The 16633-nt window shown below is 63.3% G+C and carries 12 protein-coding genes; 5 read left to right on the top strand and 7 right to left on the bottom strand.

All coding sequences use genetic code 11. The annotated features are described in order from the left end of the window. Positions 1 to 6 precede the first annotated feature (6 nt). From A5736_RS15400 to A5736_RS15385, 4 genes are all read right to left on the bottom strand, one after another. The gene (locus A5736_RS15400) at positions 7 to 915 is read right to left on the bottom strand and encodes a DUF692 domain-containing protein (protein WP_217695755.1); all 909 of its coding nucleotides are present in this window, start codon (positions 913 to 915) and stop codon (positions 7 to 9) included. After that, positions 894 to 1442 (bottom strand): hypothetical protein, encoded by a 549-nt coding sequence (locus tag A5736_RS15395; RefSeq protein ID WP_139333336.1) that lies wholly within the window; start codon positions 1440 to 1442, stop codon positions 894 to 896. Before A5736_RS15395 ends, A5736_RS15400 begins: the two co-directional genes overlap by 22 nt. Positions 1443 to 2128: 686 nt before the next feature. Next, positions 2129 to 2410 (bottom strand): hypothetical protein, encoded by a 282-nt coding sequence (locus A5736_RS15390; protein ID WP_175611296.1) that lies wholly within the window; start codon positions 2408 to 2410, stop codon positions 2129 to 2131. A 158-nt stretch (positions 2411 to 2568) separates the two neighbouring features. Continuing rightward, positions 2569 to 6123, bottom strand: coding sequence for a Dyp-type peroxidase (locus tag A5736_RS15385; protein ID WP_076247147.1), 3555 nt, complete (start codon positions 6121 to 6123; stop codon positions 2569 to 2571). Positions 6124 to 6364: 241 nt separating this feature from the next. Here A5736_RS15385 and A5736_RS15380 point away from each other — a divergent pair, with 241 nt between their 5' ends. Together A5736_RS15380 and A5736_RS15375 are read left to right on the top strand one after the other, a co-directional pair. After that, the gene (locus A5736_RS15380; protein ID WP_076247145.1) at positions 6365 to 7087 is read left to right on the top strand and encodes a helix-turn-helix domain-containing protein; all 723 of its coding nucleotides are present in this window, start codon (positions 6365 to 6367) and stop codon (positions 7085 to 7087) included. Positions 7088 to 7113: 26 nt separating this feature from the next. After that, positions 7114 to 7476: a hypothetical protein gene (locus tag A5736_RS15375; RefSeq protein WP_139333335.1), complete on the top strand. Its 363-nt coding sequence runs from the start codon at positions 7114 to 7116 to the stop codon at positions 7474 to 7476. 52 nt (positions 7477 to 7528) lie between these two features. Here A5736_RS15375 and A5736_RS27100 read toward each other — a convergent pair whose 3' ends face one another. Further along, positions 7529 to 11263 carry a LuxR C-terminal-related transcriptional regulator gene (locus tag A5736_RS27100; protein ID WP_175611295.1) on the bottom strand — a complete coding sequence of 1245 codons (3735 nt, stop codon included), beginning with the start codon at positions 11261 to 11263 and terminating at the stop codon, positions 7529 to 7531. A gap of 674 nt (positions 11264 to 11937) precedes the next feature. Here A5736_RS27100 and A5736_RS15365 point away from each other — a divergent pair. Genes A5736_RS15365 through A5736_RS15355 form a run of 3 tightly spaced genes read left to right on the top strand, consistent with a single transcriptional unit; the run spans position 11938 to position 15199 of the window. After that, positions 11938 to 12297 carry a WXG100 family type VII secretion target gene (locus A5736_RS15365; RefSeq protein ID WP_076247139.1) on the top strand — a complete coding sequence of 120 codons (360 nt, stop codon included), beginning with the start codon at positions 11938 to 11940 and terminating at the stop codon, positions 12295 to 12297. After that, entirely contained in the window at positions 12294 to 12671 is a 378-nt protein-coding gene (locus A5736_RS15360; RefSeq protein WP_076247138.1) for a YbaB/EbfC family nucleoid-associated protein, read from the top strand. Before A5736_RS15365 ends, A5736_RS15360 begins: the two co-directional genes overlap by 4 nt. 5 nt (positions 12672 to 12676) lie before the next feature. Then, positions 12677 to 15199 (top strand): LysM peptidoglycan-binding domain-containing protein, encoded by a 2523-nt coding sequence (locus A5736_RS15355; protein WP_076247136.1) that lies wholly within the window; start codon positions 12677 to 12679, stop codon positions 15197 to 15199. Positions 15200 to 15584: 385 nt separating this feature from the next. Here the strand turns inward: A5736_RS15355 and A5736_RS15350 are convergent, their stop codons facing one another. Both A5736_RS15350 and A5736_RS15345 read right to left on the bottom strand, forming a co-directional pair. Continuing rightward, positions 15585 to 15893 carry a DUF1905 domain-containing protein gene (locus tag A5736_RS15350; protein ID WP_076247134.1) on the bottom strand — a complete coding sequence of 103 codons (309 nt, stop codon included), beginning with the start codon at positions 15891 to 15893 and terminating at the stop codon, positions 15585 to 15587. Between the two features lie 210 nt (positions 15894 to 16103). After that, entirely contained in the window at positions 16104 to 16616 is a 513-nt protein-coding gene (locus tag A5736_RS15345; RefSeq protein WP_175611294.1) for an SUKH-4 family immunity protein, read from the bottom strand. Positions 16617 to 16633 lie beyond the last annotated feature (17 nt).

The following is a 16633-nucleotide window of genomic DNA, read 5'->3' as shown; positions in this document are numbered from 1 at the left end:
CGCCGTTCACGGCACAGCCAGGTTGAGGGGGCTCGACACAGCCGTGCGAGCTGACTTTTGAACCGAACCGGCGCCGTAGTCGCGGGCGCGGAGCGCCTCGGCGTGCAGTATCTCGAAGGTGGGGATGCGGGCGTCCCACTCGAGCAGCGTGCTGGTGCCGCCGGTGAGGACGGTGGCCTGGGCATAGAGCTCCCAGACGGCGTCGACCACCCGGCCGTCGTGGGTGTCGATGACATGCGTCCCGACGTCTCGGTGGCCCGCCAGGTGCATCTGCACGATGCGTTCGTGTGGTAAAGCCTGGAGGTAGGCCATTGCGTCGAAGTCGTTGTTGCGTGCGGACACGTAGACGTTGTTCACGTCGAGCAGCAGGCCGCACCCGGACTCGGTCGCCATTCGGCTGAGAAATTCGGATTCGCTCAATGTCGACGCGCCGTATGTCAAGTACGTGCTGGGATTCTCGACTACCAGCGGCCGTTGCAGAATGTCCTGGACAATACCGATCCGCTGTACTACGTGCCGCAGGCTGCCTTCCGTGAAGGGGATCGGCAGCAGCTCATGGGTATTCATTCCGGCCACCCCGGTCCAGCACAGGTGGTCCGATACCCAACGGGCGTCCACCCGAGCAGCCAGACGCTTCAGCTTGGCCAAGTAGCCAAAATCCAGCGGGTCGGTACTTCCGATCGACAACGACACTCCGTGCAGGACAACCGGATACCGTTCGGCGATCTGCTCAAGGACATAGCGGGGGCGGCCCTGCGAATCGAGGAAGTTTTCGGTGATGGCTTCGAACCAATCCACCGCCGGCCAGTGCTCTTGGATGTGGCCGAAATGGGCTGAGCGCAGTCCCAACCCGATACCGAGGTTGGGGTACCCCAGTCGGGGCGGACAGGATGTCATGAAGGGCAGCCGGTCCACGGGTCCTCGTATCCCGGCACGAAATCGTCGGGGCAGCCCTCCCCCGGTGACGGACCAAAGGGGATCTGCGCCTCATACATCCTCTGCTCGAACAGTTGTCGGGCCAATTTCCAGACACTGCGGCCCTTGTTCGGACCAGCGGATGAGACCCGGCTGACGTTAATCGGGCTGGCGCAGCTGCCATTCCACTTGCACGCCTGGTCTCCCGGCTTGGCTTGCTCAAGGTCACTGCCGGAGTATCCGCAGCCTCCCTGCCCGCGGCAGTTGTTGTCGCCGTGACACACGTGGACGACGGTGGCGCATGCGCCCATTCCCGCCATATCTCCGCTGCCGTCACGCCCGTGGCCTTGGCAAGCGTTGAGGCCCATGCAAACGTGTAGCTCTTTTACCTCGCCCGGCGGCGCCAGCACGTGCTTCGTTCCGATCACCCCGGCCTCGTGGGCAGCCTGGTGGCGCCGCTCGCCTAGTGCGCCGCCCAAGATCTTGGAATCCGCGACGTTGCCGATGTGCTCCCCGTTCCCATCCATGAGCACTGCTCCCTTCTTGGCTGACCTCGTCGTTGGCTGAGGAGAACTATCTGGTGCCTGCAGTAGGCGAGGCGGAACACGAGTTGTGCGATGTCTCAGCCTCAATCGGTGAATTGGGCGCTAATTCGCAGGTACCGGTGAGGTGGGCGTGCCTGGATGGCGCTCACACCATGGTCGCAGCCATGGTGGCCGCAACACGGCCCCCTCAGTGAAATGCACTGACTTTGTTCACTCCGTTGGCTGGGGACCCCGCGGCGTCGTACCAGACGATCCAGCCCGACCCGTCCCATGCGGCCTGCGTCAACGCCTCGGAATCTATATACAGAATCCAGATCCCATCGTCACCCGCTAGTGGCCATGAATCGCTGGTGGTGCCAGAAGCCAGCGTGAGTACCCGGATAACCGAGCCCCATTCGGACCACACGACCGAGACGTGCGAGTTGGTGTCGTTGTGGAGCTGAAACGCGCCACTCGCACTCTTCGCCTTTGGCGGCGCGGACTCCGACGGCCTGGATAGGGTCGTGTGTTTGCGCGTTGCCTTGGCTGTTCCGGACATTTAAGCCCTCCTTCAAGCATGCGTGCGGTGTGGGCGAAACGAGGCCTCGCCCTGGCCTGTATTGCGCGCCAGTACAATTGGATGCCTTGAGGGTTGCGCGGACAAGGGTGCGGTCCGCTCAGCGAACCGATTAGTAGCCCAGGTAATTCGTCACGCCGAACGTTTTGAATCCTCCAAGCGCCAGCTGCAGTGAGACGAATTCGTTGGAGACATGCTGGCGGACTGGAGCAAGCCGGGTCTCGGGTGGGCTGACGTTGGCTTGCCGGTCGGTGAAGAACTTGCGAAAGCCCTTCTCCTCTCCCAACTCTGCGACTAGTTCCCAGATGACTTCGACAGCGCTCACATACTCGTCAAGATTGTTCGGGTTGAGCTGGATCCGGTTCTCAATGAAAGCGACGAGGTTTGACCGCACCGCCTCAATCTCTGCGTCGTTTGCCCAACACTTCCCGATCTGCGTGAAGAGATTCCATAGCCCCGCCATCGTTTCCTGGTCCGGGAGCTCCTCCTGGTGTGCGAACGGGCGATGCGAGCGTCTCGGTCATAGTTCGCCATTGCTTCCTCCTACGGCGCTTAGCTCGACGTGTAGTAGGGGCGGCGTTGGATGTATTGCTGGTGGAAGTCGAACATCGCTATGAAGAACTCCGACCACCCGCCCATCCGGACGCGCAGCAGGTCGTAGCGCTCCGGGAATTCCGCCGCCTGTTCGTAGGTCGCGGGGTCGGCGCAGGTAATCGTGATCATGTTCGAGCCGAGCTTGCTGTGGGAGAACTCCGAGATCAGCTCGGTAAGCTTGTCCAACGGGAAATCCTCGGCGATGTTCAGATCGCTAGGCGCGGCGTTCGCCAACCCATGGCTGATCTCCGCGATGTTCCACACCTTGAGTGCCTCGAACGCATTAACGTTGCGTGGGTTCGTTGGCAGGTCCGGGGGCCATGGCATCGCGGTGAAATCGGCGCCTATTGGCTGGCCATTTCGCCGGCCATTGGCCGACGCCCCGAAGCCCATCCCGAGGCCCACGTTGTCCTCGAACGTGCCCACCCCCGGGGTCACGGTGAACTCAAAGGGGCGCTCCGGGGTTCCGTACTCGGCCTGCAACTTTGTGTAGCCGCCGGCGGTGCTGGGCAAGGGCTTGCGCAGCGCGTCGTGGGCGATTGTCGTGCAGGTTCCGATGACCTCGCGGGCCAGATCCGCCAGCTCCGGGTCGGCATTGATCCCGAACTTCGGCAGGGCCAGTGCATACTCTCGAAGCTGCCGGAAGAATTGAGCATCGTCGTGACGGCGAATCGCACCCTCGATGGTGGTGTAGAAGGGCATCTTCATGTCGTTGCCCCAGTCGCACTGGAGGCAGAGCAGCAGCTGCGGCAGCGAGCAGCGAGCCGAGGTCTCGTCGTAGACCAGGCGCTTGATCGCGTAGAGCGAGTCCAGGGTATCGGCGATGCCGCAAAGCATTGGGGCCACGATGTGATATTTGGCGCCGCCTTCTGTCAGGTCCCGTCCCGTCTCGAGAGTGTCCGAGAGCAGTGCCGAGAACAGTGGGCTGGGACAGTAATTCGCCAGGCTCCCATAGCTGTTCATTAGGGTGTTGAAGAAGCCGCTCATCGCCCACTTCCAGTGGGTGAAGAAGATGCTCAGGAACTCCTTGAAGCTCTTGATGGTCTCGGGCGGCGGGGAGTTCCAGGACGACTTGAGACCCCGCAGATTGATGGGACCGGCACCCTGAATGTTGCAGCCCTGGTTCAGGGTGTAATCCACCATGGGCAGCAACGGGACGTAGCTGAATGCCCACTCGGTCTTCCCGACGATCACCGGCTCGTAGCAGCCATCGCAGGTGTAGTTGCGGGCATCTGCAAGCGCCACCGGGCCGCAAGCGGCGATGGCCGGCACCAGCTTGTCGTCGTTGAGCATGATCGGGTGCGCACCGCCGCTGAGCACGGTCTTGGCCGCCTCCTCAAACAGGTCGGGGCTCATCTTCCGGTGCACCCGCAGCGACAGACAGGGTGCGTTGAGGGGCAATCTGCGCGATGAGCGCAAGCACATCTTGGTGATCTTGTTCGACGCGTCCTCTGGCTCCTTGGCTCCGTTCGCCTTGTAGCCTCCGACTGTGACCTGCTGAACCCACTGGTTGATCGCGGCGCCCTGCGGGAAGTTCCCGGCCGAGTAGAAGACGGCCCCCGTCCCGTAGTTCAGGTAGTCGTTTAGATGGCGATAGTTGTAAAGGACCGTCTCATCCATCTTGAGCCAGAACGCATCGATCATCTCCTGAGCGGACGACTCGGTAAGCGCGTCGCGCTTGAGGTCGGCTTCGAGCAGCCCGATGAGCTGTTGATCGAGCCGTCCGATCGAATGCGGTTCTCCGGTCTGGTGCAGCGCACAGTTGGTGATGAACACCAGCTGAAGGCCGTCGAGGAACGACGCAGGCTTTTCGTGCGCCAGGCGCTTCATCCGCTGGGCGATCTCGAGAAGGCCGGTCTGCTGCGCCTCGCTGAACTGGTCGTCCTTGCTCATCTTGTGCGCGAGAGTCGCATAGGCCTCGATGAAGGCCCGCAGACCATCAAGCGACCAGACAACGGATTGGTAGAAGTCCTTCTTGTCCGCCGGCGCGGTCCGCAGCCTGTCCTGGTACGACTTGGTGATGGCTCCGATCCCCTTCTCGATGAGCAGGGGGTAATCCGGCGCGTTGTGACCGCAGGCCGAGTACTCGTTGAGGCCCGCGAAGAAGCCGGTGATCCGCTCGTCCTCCGAAAGGTATTCCATCACCTGCGAGCCGATCCCCAGGGAAAGCTGCGGCATGTTCCCGACGATCAGCTCGTCCGGGTCGATCCGCATCAAGTTGGCCCGCTTGCTGTACTCCGGGCTGATGAGCACCTTCGACAGACTCAGCTGAATTGCCTTGCCCTTGCGCAAGGTTACGGAGGAAGTGAGGAGCTGCCGCTCGTCCTCGGCCAGGTGATCCTTCAGGTGACCCAGCGGCGGCGTCTCGCGCCGCTTATACCACGTGTCCTGCCAGCGGGAGAATTGCATGTTGAGTAGGGTGAGGATGCGGTTGCTGATTGGGCAATCTTCGACCGCGCGCGATGTGCGGATCTTGTGTTGGTAGTCGCGCGCGTTGTAATACAGAAAGCCGTTGGAGCTGCGGACGTTGAAGTACTCGTTGATCGTGATTTCGGAGTTGCCGCTCCCCGGTACCAGGCCGCACTCCTTCAGGCTGGGTACATACCAGTAGGACCCCTGGTCGGCGTGGGTGGCTGCGAATAGCGAGTCCTGGATGAATCCGTCCTGATGGCCCGCAATGCTTTTCAGGATCCGGTCGATCGCGTGGGTGGACTGGGCGTATCCGGCGAAGAAGACTCCCTCCTCGTTCGCCTTGTTGTCCTTCTTGCGACCATAAGGGAGGGCTTGGCGGAGCACCCGGAAGTTGACCCGCTCGCCATCGAGCTGGCGCACCCGCTTGATGTGGCTCGACGCGTCCTCCATAGGCACAATGCGCTGGTGGAGATCGCGGCCAATCAAGTTGGCTTTCTGCGTCTCTGTCATCGCGTTCAGCTTGGTCCAGTCATGCACGAACTTCTGTGTGATGAGAAAGGCACCGCCCCGGTGGGCCGGGTCATCGAGGCCGATGACCAGGCGGGCCGAAAGATCTTCGGCGTCAGCAGGATTCTCGAGGCCATCGGCGAAGCGTCCTCCCAGCACCTTGCCGCCGTCTCTCTTTTCCGCTCGGACCACGATCGGCGGCTTGGAGACCGCATCCTTGAGATGCCGCTCGATGATGTCGTGGGCGCCGGAGGCGTCCACAGGCGAGTCGGACTTGATGTGGAACCAGAGGTCGCCGCCGGTGTTGGCGAACGCAGCATGGTACTTGTCGAGCGTGTCCTTGCTCCCCATACCCTTGGGCCGAGACCCGTTTTGGGGCTTGGCCCAAGCGTCCCATAGCTCGAAGCCAACACCGAGCAGGACGACAGTCGAGAAGCTTTTGGACGCGCAAAACGTGTCGAGTTCTTGGGCGAGAGCCTGCCAGCTGTCATGGCTGCGCGGTCCGTGATCCCGGAGGTAGTACGTGCAGTAAATGGCCGAAGCGGGGAAGTAGGCAAGGCCTTTTTGGCTGAAGTCGACGTTTAGCGCTGTCATGGCTATAGCTCCCCGCCCGCGTTGGAATCGGTTGTGTCATGGTTGTCCGAATTCGTTCTCACCTGTATTGCGCGCCAGTGCAATTGCACGCATATAGGTTCGCGCGAACAAGGTGCCGGTCCGCTGAGCGGACCGGCCGGTGACGGGTCGCATTCGGCGTCATCGGCGTGATGAGCCATTCTTTATCGACATAGTCCGTTAACGGCTCTGGCGTTGGGCCATAAAGGTCTATGGTTTACAGATGGTGGTGGCCAGCGCCGCGCCCACAACAGCGGGCTGTGGTCGGGGCGTTCTGGAGGGCGCGTTCACGCTCCTGGACGTGCTGAGTCGTGCCGAAAATGGGCTCGGATTGACAGACCTTGCGCGCGAGACCGGGTTACCCAAGGCCACCGTCTACCGACTCGCCGTGCAACTCATCAGTATCGGTGCGGCCCAACGCGTCAAGCAGCGCTACTTCGTCGGACCGACGATCGCCCGGTTGGGCCAGTGTTGGCAACCCGACCCGCAGCTGCGGCAGGCAGCCTACGAGCCGGTCCGCACTCTTGCGGCGCAAGCGCACACGGCCGCTGCGGTCTACGTGCTGCACGAGGGACGAGCCCACCTGGTCACCGCCGCAGTGTGCCCGGGTCAATCTTGGTTGCCTCCAAGTGATCTGGGCGCTGACGCAGTCCCACACACCGCGGTGGCGCGAGTGCTGCTGGCGACAACCGACGGCGGGGCAAAGGCTGCCATCCCGCCCGGCCAACGGCTGGAACTGCGGTCCGGCTGGCGGGACTGGCGTCGGTTCGTAACGGATGATCAGGGAGCGACCGAAGGCATTCGCTGGGTTGCCGCGCCGGTGTGGCGTCCCGACGGGCGATGTGCTGCCGCGGTTACCGCGCTGGTCGTTGCCCCCACCCTGCCGTTGGGCCTCAAGGACCTTGTCGTTTGTGCCGCCCGGCAAATCGGCCAGAAGCTGCGATAGGCGGTGCGCATGGTGCAGACAGTGACGTGCCGAACCTCGCGCGGGTGGTCAACAGGACGTGGCGGATAAAGATGACCGGCGGTGACGCACAGTCGCCGGTCACCTCCGGCCGTGACGGACCCAACATCACTACCTCGGTGAAACCGCCGCAAGTGGTGGTCACCGGGCACGGTTTCTTGCCCCGACATGGCGTCACAATTCGCGTCATCGACTCGGACGGGACGGCGAGCTACTTCCAATACACGGCAGACATTTTCGGTGACCTCGTGGCCGCTCTCCCGACCCTCATCGCCCATGGCACCCTCCAAGTTTCAGCGACCGACGGCCAACCCGACCCCGACAACGAGACCGGCATCCGGTGGACCAACACCAACATCATCACGTGGTAAATCTCGCCCTCTCACACGTCACTTCGGCGTTGGCCCACACCCTCGTCGCGCCTCAGTCCCCGGAGCGGACGGCCAACACGCCTAGTTGGTAGGCGCTCGCAACCAACCCTGCATTGTCGCGTCCGCCGAGCTTCACCTGAATGCCACTAACCCACGATTCAATGACGTCAAGGGGCACGCCGAATCGCGTGGCGATGTCTTGGACCCTATTTCCGGTGGCCAGCAGCGCAATCAGCACCCGTTGGTGGTCGGTCAGCACCACCTGTCCCGTTATGACTTTCGGCGCAGACGCCCAGCCGCGGTCATAGGCCATCGCCACCAGGTGAGCGCGCGTGCGCGCGCCCAGCTTCACAGCGGCGCCCCTGAGCTCGGTATCCACCTCGGCCCGGTCAATTTTCGCCCGCTCACCGATCTCGTCATCGTCGAGCCCCTCAGCAAGCAGCCCCACTACCCGCATCTCGCGCTCGGTCAGCCGCCGCAGAGTTATCGGCGGAGGCGATCGCGATTCAGCCGGGGCGATGGACTGGGCATCCTCGGCTGCCGATTCGGCCCGGGCGGTGGCCGACGAGCCCGTCGCCAATTCCCGCTCGCCAGGCCGACTTTCCCGCGCTGCTGCCACTCCGCTTCGATAGGCAAGCGCGACCAGCTCGATACGATCGCGCACGCCTAGCTTGGCCAGCAACGTCCAAACGTACAAAGTCGTGGTGTGTGCGTCCGCGAAACCTTGTCGATCGGCAATCTCTTTGTTGGTGTACCCCTCGGCGAACAGCCTCATCAGTTCGACCTCGCGCGGCATCAAGTTGGCCAATAGCTCCCTCTGTACGTCCGGCACGTCGGCGGGCAATCCCGGATCGAGCAGGCCATGCCGGTAACCGACCATCACGAGGTGGGTGCGGTTGCGTGCCCTCAGCAAGGTCAGCAACTGCCGGACATGGGTTTTCACCGTGCGCTCACTGATGTGCAGCTGGCCGGCGATCTCTATATTGCTGCGCCCCTCAGCAATTAACGAAATCACTTGGGCCTGACTGACGGTGAGATTGGGCTGGCGCTCCTCGCGGCCTTCGAGTGCGTCGGTCGGTGAACCCAGGTCTATGCGGCCGCAGCGGTGGGCGACCACCACCAGATGGGTGAGACCGCGGGCATTCAGCTTGTTCAGCAAGCGCTCGACGCACAGGTTCACCGTGCGCTCGGTAAAACCCAAACCCATTCGATCGGCGACCTCTTTTTCGGTAAGTCCCTGGGCCAGCAGCGAAATCACCTTGCGGTCGCGGGTGGGCAACCTGGCCAAGCGCTTCTGCACGACTTCCGTGACGTCCGCCGGGGATCCCAGATCGACCAGGCCATGCCGGTAAGCGGTCACGACCAGGTGGGTGTTATTGCGTGCACCCAGCTTAGTCAGCAGATGCTCGGCATGCGCTTTCACCGCTCCTTCGTTGATGCCCAACCGGGCGGCGATCTCTTTCTCTGTATTCCCCTCAGTCAACAGCAAAATGACCTTACGCTCAACGGGACTCAGCTGGAGCGGGCCCGACACCAGGGTCCCAGCGGTCGCATCCCGACCCGCTACCTTGTCGCCACGCTCGGGGTCGCGTTTCGTGTTCTCGGGTGAGTTTGGACGCGCGCCGGACTCGTGGGGCGCCTTACTGTCGCGGGGTTCTGCTACATGGGAGCTGTCTGGTGAGCCCGCCGGAGAATGCTGGAAGTCAGGCTCTTGCCGCGTCGGTGCTATTAGCCCACCCTCCCAGGCCATCGCTAGGGCATGGATCCGAGTCCGTGCCCTTAGCTTCGCCATGATGCGCCAGACGTCTCGCCCCACTGCGTGTTCACTGATGTGCAACTGCGCGGCAATCTCTCCGTTGGTTTCCGCCTGGGCCACCAGCGTCAGCACCTCGCGCTCATGCTCGGATAGCGTCGCGATGCGCGCGTGCAGGTCTCTTGGCGGATCAGGGTGCAATGACGCATCGAGCAGTCCGTACCCGTAAAGTATGGCCATTGCCTCGATGCGGTTTTTCGCGCCTAAGGACGCGAAGACGCGTTTGACAAGGTTATGCACGGCGCGCGTACCGATGCCAAGGTCAGTGGCGATCTCTCGGGTGGTGAGCCCGCCGGCCAGCCGCGTCATCACGTCGCGCTGGCGCGCGGTTAACGTCGCTGGCGGATCCTGCACAACTTTTGCGACGACGGTCGGGAACCGCCCGCCTGGATTGTCACCATGATCGGGGCGGCCTTCGATGTGGCCGGATTCGCTTGAGCGCAAAGCTAGTTGGCCGTGAGCGTCGCGCGGAGGCTGGATGCCCGCGTCGGCCTGCGCGGCGGCGTCAACGTGAAGGGTGGCAGCGATCCCGACCGACCGTGCCGCCGGCTCCTGGGCGCTCGACGATTCGCTCAGATCAGCTCGAACATCGCTGACCAGGCTTCGCGAGCCGGAATTTAGACCATGCTCCGACGGCGAAGTGCTCGCCGGAGCCGAGGTTCGGTCCAAAGCGGCCGGGTTTTCCGGGGTCGGTGCCGCGATTTTGGACGGTTCCGATAGGTCGAAAACTGTGGGGCTCGCCGCCTCGCGGGCACGCCCGAATCCGGCCTCCGGCGCGGTGATTGATCGATCCAGCCTTCCTTCGGTGGTTCCTTCTGCGGTCCTCAGTTCAACGCACGCGGGTGCGGTGTCGCCTGCCTCAATTCCCGGCCCATGCCGTTGAGCGGTGGATCCGTCGGGCGGGTTCATAGCCGGAGCGGCAGCGTCCGGCAACTCATCGGCGGTGGGATCAGCTTGGCGGGCACGCGTGCCGGCACTGGCTGCTTCTCGCGGCGCACCGGGGGTAGCGCGATCGGATCCAGCGGCGTGGATGTCGGCGCGCGCAGCGGTAGGTATCCCGCCGCCGATGCCGCCTGCGGTACTCGGCTCCCGCGACCCCATGAGCTCGGCAAGGTCATCGGTCCCAAAATTCGCGGCGATCAGCTTGGCAAGGGCCGGCTTTACTGCGATGTGGGTGCCCTGCGTGCCCCCATGCACCATCCCCAGCCCCGCACCCAAAAGTGTGCCCATGGTGACGTCACCGCCGCCGGCCCAAGCGCCGGCCGCGTTGGCCCCGATCCCGGAAACCAAACCGACCAGCGCGCCCTTGGCCACACGCTCTGACAGCTCCCCGTCGTGATCAACCAGCTCACCCGCGGCCGACCCGATCAGACCGCCGGCCAGCCCGGCGATCGCCATCGACCATGTGCTGTCGATCAGCTGGCCGGCGTCGAGACCGCCGCGGTGCCCATCGACGACTTGGATGTCCTGGATCCCGGCGTCCTGGGCCGCCCCCAATCCAGCGGAGAGCAGCCCCTCGGTCTCCAACCTTTTCACCATCGTGTTCGACAATGCTCGGGCTAATGTGGCGCCGATCCGATCTAGCACGCCCGCCACCAGCTCCCGGATCGCCGACGTCGCTGCCCGCTCGGCCGCCGGGATCTCGGCAAGCGACTGACCCCCGGTCAAATTGGCGAACGTGATTGCCCAGGCCATAGTGGCCGCCGCAATGCCCAGCGTGGCGAGGATCTGCAGTTTCGTATATTGGATCTGCGTGCCCAGGTTGTCGGCCAACTCCCCGATCGCCCGCTCCGCGGCCACCAGCTTGTCCGCCGCGTAATCGCCGGCAAACAACAACGCGAACTGCTCGTCAGCGGCGGCCGCCGTTTCTCCGGACAACACCGTCCGGGTCGCCGCGCGCACCCGCTCCAATTCCGGAATCAGGCCGTCGAGTTCCCCTGCTGCGGACTGCCAACACAGCCCGATCCGCCACATCGCCGACTCACTACCGGTCGGCCACGCCGACCCCACCAGGTACGACACCCACCGCAGACCCGGTGGAATACCGATATCCATCAACACCCCTACCGCGCCCAGCCGGACGGCGCAGCCCAAAGCACCTTCTCCGCAGCGGCCCCTGAGACATGCCCGCTTCGACAAATCACAGGAATTCAACGGCCTCAACAACATTGGGGAATGTGCGAATTAGCGCGCGCCATCCACCCGTCAGCGCCTACATCCCCGACGCCCACCGGCAACCCGCCGTGCGAACTATCCCTTTAGTGCATCCGCGCGGTGATACGCAGCGTATCTACGACTTTGGGAGGCCGGGTTGCACGTCGGCTAGATTTCGTTCGAGCTGGTGTGAGATGTGCGCAGCGCAGTCACTGAGATCATCTGTGTGACGAAGCCGGCAACAATCCCCCTATATCAATGAAACTTGTTGGGGCAGTGGCATATAGGTGGCACCCGGGGGGCGGTAGTGGAAGTGCGGCGCCGCCGACGACGCCTACTCGATCCGAAAGTTGTAGAGCCGCCACTGTGGGAAAAGATCACGATGGGTCGAACCGCTGCATTGGATTTCGTCCGGGGACGTTTACGCCGTCGACGGCCGGGCATGCGATCACGGGTTAAGGACCCGGGACAGTTCACATTCCCTGCGAATCGTGATGATCGAATATCTCGACTTCCTCGGGCCCGTGGGCCACCCTGACGGCATGGATCTCAAGGTCGACCCCGATTTCTTGCGTCTTGCGGCGGCCGATGTGTCAGCGTCGCGGGACTCTGTACGGATGATCCTCGATGATCTGGGTTCTGAATTGGCGAGCCGCGGAACATCGTGGGAGAACGGAAGTTTCGGAAGGACGTTCGCAGGCGGCGCGAATGGTTACCTCGCCGCGAAAAATCAGCTGTTCCAAAGCACGCAGAACCTGGCCACGACGCTCGACCACCTTTCCTCGGCCATGTCTACCGCCGCCAACGCATGGGCCATAACGGACGGCGAACCGGAACCGAGGATCGGCCGATGAGCGAAGACCATGCTGGGGAGCGCCTTTCAACAGTCATAGATGGCTTCGCCGAGCACTTGGAGCGCGTCCAGCACACGCAGGAGCAACGCGCCCAGATCGTTGTTGAGGCCCACGCCGCCGGTGATCGCGTCGCGGTGAAGGTGAACGCCGACGGCGCATTAGTGGACCTGCGTTTCTCCGACGACATCAACGATCTCGATTACGACGAAATCGTCACGGCTGTGCTGACGGCCGCTCGGGAGGCAGCAGCCACGTCTCAAGACCAAGTGCGGAAGCTAATCGCGCCCGTACAACAGCGCCCGGCGGCGATCCCGACCATCGCGGAGCTGATCGAAGACATCCCCGAGTTGCGTGCGCGGGTGCCTCGCTCTTAGCTGCCATGGGACTGTATCTTCCGCCGGAACTCGACTGGGTCGGCTATATCGCGGGCAACCCCTGGCCGCAAGAGGATGAGGACGACTACTGGGCGATTGCCGACGCTTGGTCTGCGGCGCGCGACCGAATACTTGCACTACTACCAGACGGATCCGCCCAACCAAATGTCGGCACCGCGATCAGTGCGACGCAACACGCCTACCCGGAAGGCGCGGGCGGCGATGCCATCCGGGCGGCATTGCATGGACTTGCAACGGGCGACGGTTCGCTCGAGGACTTGGCCGGGCAAATGTCGCTGGTGGTCGATGCAGCCAACAGCACCGGCAGCAAGATCCGCGAACTCAAAGTAATGATCCTGGCGTCGCTGGTGCTGCTGGCCTGGGAGCTGACGACGTCGGCCCTGTATCCGCCGACTGCACCCATGGCCGATGCCGAGGAAATCGGCAGTACCCGGATCTACCTGCAATGGCTGTTGCGCCAGACAGCCCTGGAAATCGAGCGGTTCTGCGAGCCGCTCCTGGATGTCTTCCGCGCCGGCGGGCGGTTAGTCTCCGGATTGGCCGCGCCGGTGACCGACGGCGTCGAACGTCTTGGCGGGGTGATCTACGACGCGATAGCAGAGTCGGCCGGTGAAAGCACGGCCAAGGCCGTGTCGTACTTCCCGAAACTGGCTTGGGAAAAGGCGCCATCCACGGTGAAGTTCGTTGCTGCCCAGGACATAATCGCTCAGGCCGACCCGGTGCTGGAGCGCCGCAGCGGATTCAACTTCGATGAGCTCGGCGCTTCCGTGGTATCCGCCGTCGCAGGCACCAGCTTCGTCGCGGTCCCGGTCGGTAACTTCGCTGGCGCCGCTGCAGACAAGTTCCTCGGTCGCCTCGGCGCCGACACATCGCGCGGACTGGCTGGGGGCATTCGCGGGGTGTTCGCGGGCGCGATCGGCAACGAGTGCAGCACGGTCTTTTCCAATGTCGTGTTCGATCTCGTCACCACGGGCAAGGTAAGTCCAGGGGACTGGAGCGCCCAAGGTTTAATCGGCGGATTCAGCCGCAGCATGACGACCGGCTTCACCCGCGGCTCTATCGGAGAGCTCGGCGCGACACCAGATACTGCCGAAACACCAGCCAAGCCCCGAGTCGGTACGGTTCGCAACGACGCGGGCCACCTCGTCACCACCGCCGTCGACAATTCCGGCCGCGCCACCGTGACCACCACAACCACCGACGCCCCGGGCAGGCCCGCCACCCGCACGGTCGGCCCGGACGACTCCGTCACCACACGCACCGCCGACGGTGTCGAAAAGACCAGCCGCGGCGGTTACACCACCATCACGGCACAGAACGGGGAGACTCGCACGACTGCGCCCGACGGGTCGACGACAATCACAGCGGCCGACGGCACCCGCGCGACAGAGCGTAACGGCGCGACCACAGCGACGACGAGCAGCGCTGCTGGTGAGGTCACCACCACCACCAGCGTGGGGGATCGTGTGACGGTGCATGGGGCGGACGGCTCGGTGACCGTCACTCACAACGACAATGGTGCGCTCACGACTACCCGCGTCATTCCCGGCGGCGACACGGTCACCACTCACCCGGACGGTTCGTCGACGATCACCGATGCCACCGGCCGGACGACCAGCGAACCCGCGCCCACATCGCCCGCCGAGGCGTCACCCACGCACATCCTCTCGCACCTAACGCCCGACGACGATGTGCCGCACAACCAAAACCTCTCCCACAACGAACATTTGGCACACGACAGCCGCCAAGCATGGCGTCGCCAGGCGTGGGAAACGATGCAGCAACACCGGCTGCAAGCCGACCGCGACATTCTCGCCGAACGCCAGCGGGCCGAAACCGCGCAACTCGCCGAAACCCACCGCGAACAACAGCAGACAGTCGATCCGAATCAGCGCGACGAGCTACCGGGCCGACAGCGCGACGAGAGCGACCAACTCGCCGTCCGGCACCGAGCCGAGCAGGACAAACTGGATCAAGCCCAACAACGCGACGTCCGCAACAGCCAGCCCCGAGAAGGCAGCGCAATGCGCGCCAAAAAACGCCCCAAAGAAGTCCCGACCGATTACCGATGGCCCAACAGCTTCATCGCCACACATACCACGCCGGCCCTGCCACACCCGACAAACCCCACGCCACCGCCAACCAGTCCGGCGCCCACGCCGCCGACCGCCGCCCCTCGCTACATAGTCCAGCCCGGCGACACGCTCAGCGGAATCGCTAAACGGTTCGGAACCGACTGGCAAACACTCTATTCCGCCAACCACGCTGTAATCGGCGACAACTCCAACCAGCTCGTTCCCGATGAGAATCTCACAATCCCCAGCGGGTCCCCAAACCAGCCGCCGCGATACATAGTCCAACCGGGTGACACGCTCAGCGGAATCGCTGCGCGGTTCGGAATCGACTGGGAAGCACTCTATTCCGCCAACTATGCGGCGATCGGCAATAACTCCAACCGGCTGCTCCCCGGTAAGAGGCTCACAATCCCAGGGATACCGCGGGCTTAACGCAGTCGGCAGAGTTGGGCGCTCGGATCAAATCGCTTTGGGCTGCACCGAATTCTGGCCCTGCAACCGATCGCTACTAGTGCGGCCGCAAAACCCAGAGGCACAACCTTGTTCGGCGACCCTACCGACCGATGGGCGTCCGCTCCCCTCGGGGGCGCCCTACGACGCCTGCACCGGTTCCACCACGATTACCGGCACAGGCGGGCCTGCCACCGTTGAACCGATCCAAATCAACTCGCAAGGACTCCAGCGGCTAGACATGGCAGCTTACGAACCCAGAAAACAGCCAACGGGTCGCCACTCGTCGATCGATATGGTCAGCCCGGTTGACTTCGAAGGCGGACTCAGCCGGACGGCACAAGCCGCCTGAGCCCACATGTCCGGCTCAGTCGCGACCGGCCACGTCAGCCCGGCCGATGTCGAGGACCAACTTGACGCTGACATTGTCACCGTAGGTCTTACCCAAAGGCTTCTGGATATCCTTGCGCACACCCAGCCGATGCTGACCGCCGTAAGGAGCCAGTGAGCCGATGTAGTCCACGATGTCATCGAACCGCGCCTTGACCGGCACTCGCGCCCGCACACCGAACACGTCAACCGCATTGAAGGGGAACGTTACGTAGGCTCCTGGGCCATCAGGACGTTCGATGACAGCATCGAAGACAATCGGCCCGGGATCGCGATACTGCACCATGGCTTCAGGATGACAGCACACGCATTGGCGGCGCAATCCAACGCAAGCTGACCCCGCCTAACCCTGCGCCCACCAAACGGGGCCAAGCCCAGGCCTGGAAGTCCACTTTTCGGGGGACTGTTGATCGGGTGGCAAGGCGGAAAGTCGTTCGGGATGGCCACGTCTGGCACGGCCGGTTCTCCGCCCAGAGCACATGGGTGACCGATGGGATTATCTGATCTGCGATTCGAGATCGTCCAACCAAAGGCACCATGCCGCCCCCTCCGCCATGGCCGCGGGATCTACGCTGCACAGTGCCAATCTAATCTCGGCCAAATCCGCCAGCGCTTCGGAAGCAGTTTCCCGGCTGGTGACGCGCCACAGTCGGCCCAGGAACAAGATCAGTGTCGCAAGGTCGGTGTTGAAGAACCGGGTATGTTCCGGGTCGTGCTGGTCGAACTCGACCACCCAGTCCGATTGCGTGTCGACGGCAAAAGGTATGGGCCAGGTATCGGTGACCGCAAGATAGTCGTGCCCGTTCTGTGACACCGTGCTCGAAAGCCGACTGTCGAACACGAAATTGATCCCCATTACCTCCGCGGTCGGCAGCCCCACTTCCGTCAGGAGCCGACGCACTTCGGGCGACACGGCAGCCGGGATCAACTCCTGCGGAATGGGTTGAAGCTGACCGTCCCAAACCTGGTGTAGCTCCTCGGCTGTGATACCAACCCAAAATTCGTTCACATTTCCCTTCATTTAGC

This window comes from Mycobacterium sp. SP-6446 (assembly GCF_001954045.1).
Classification (GTDB): domain Bacteria; phylum Actinomycetota; class Actinomycetes; order Mycobacteriales; family Mycobacteriaceae; genus Mycobacterium.
This window is presented reverse-complemented; position numbering and strand designations above follow the sequence as displayed.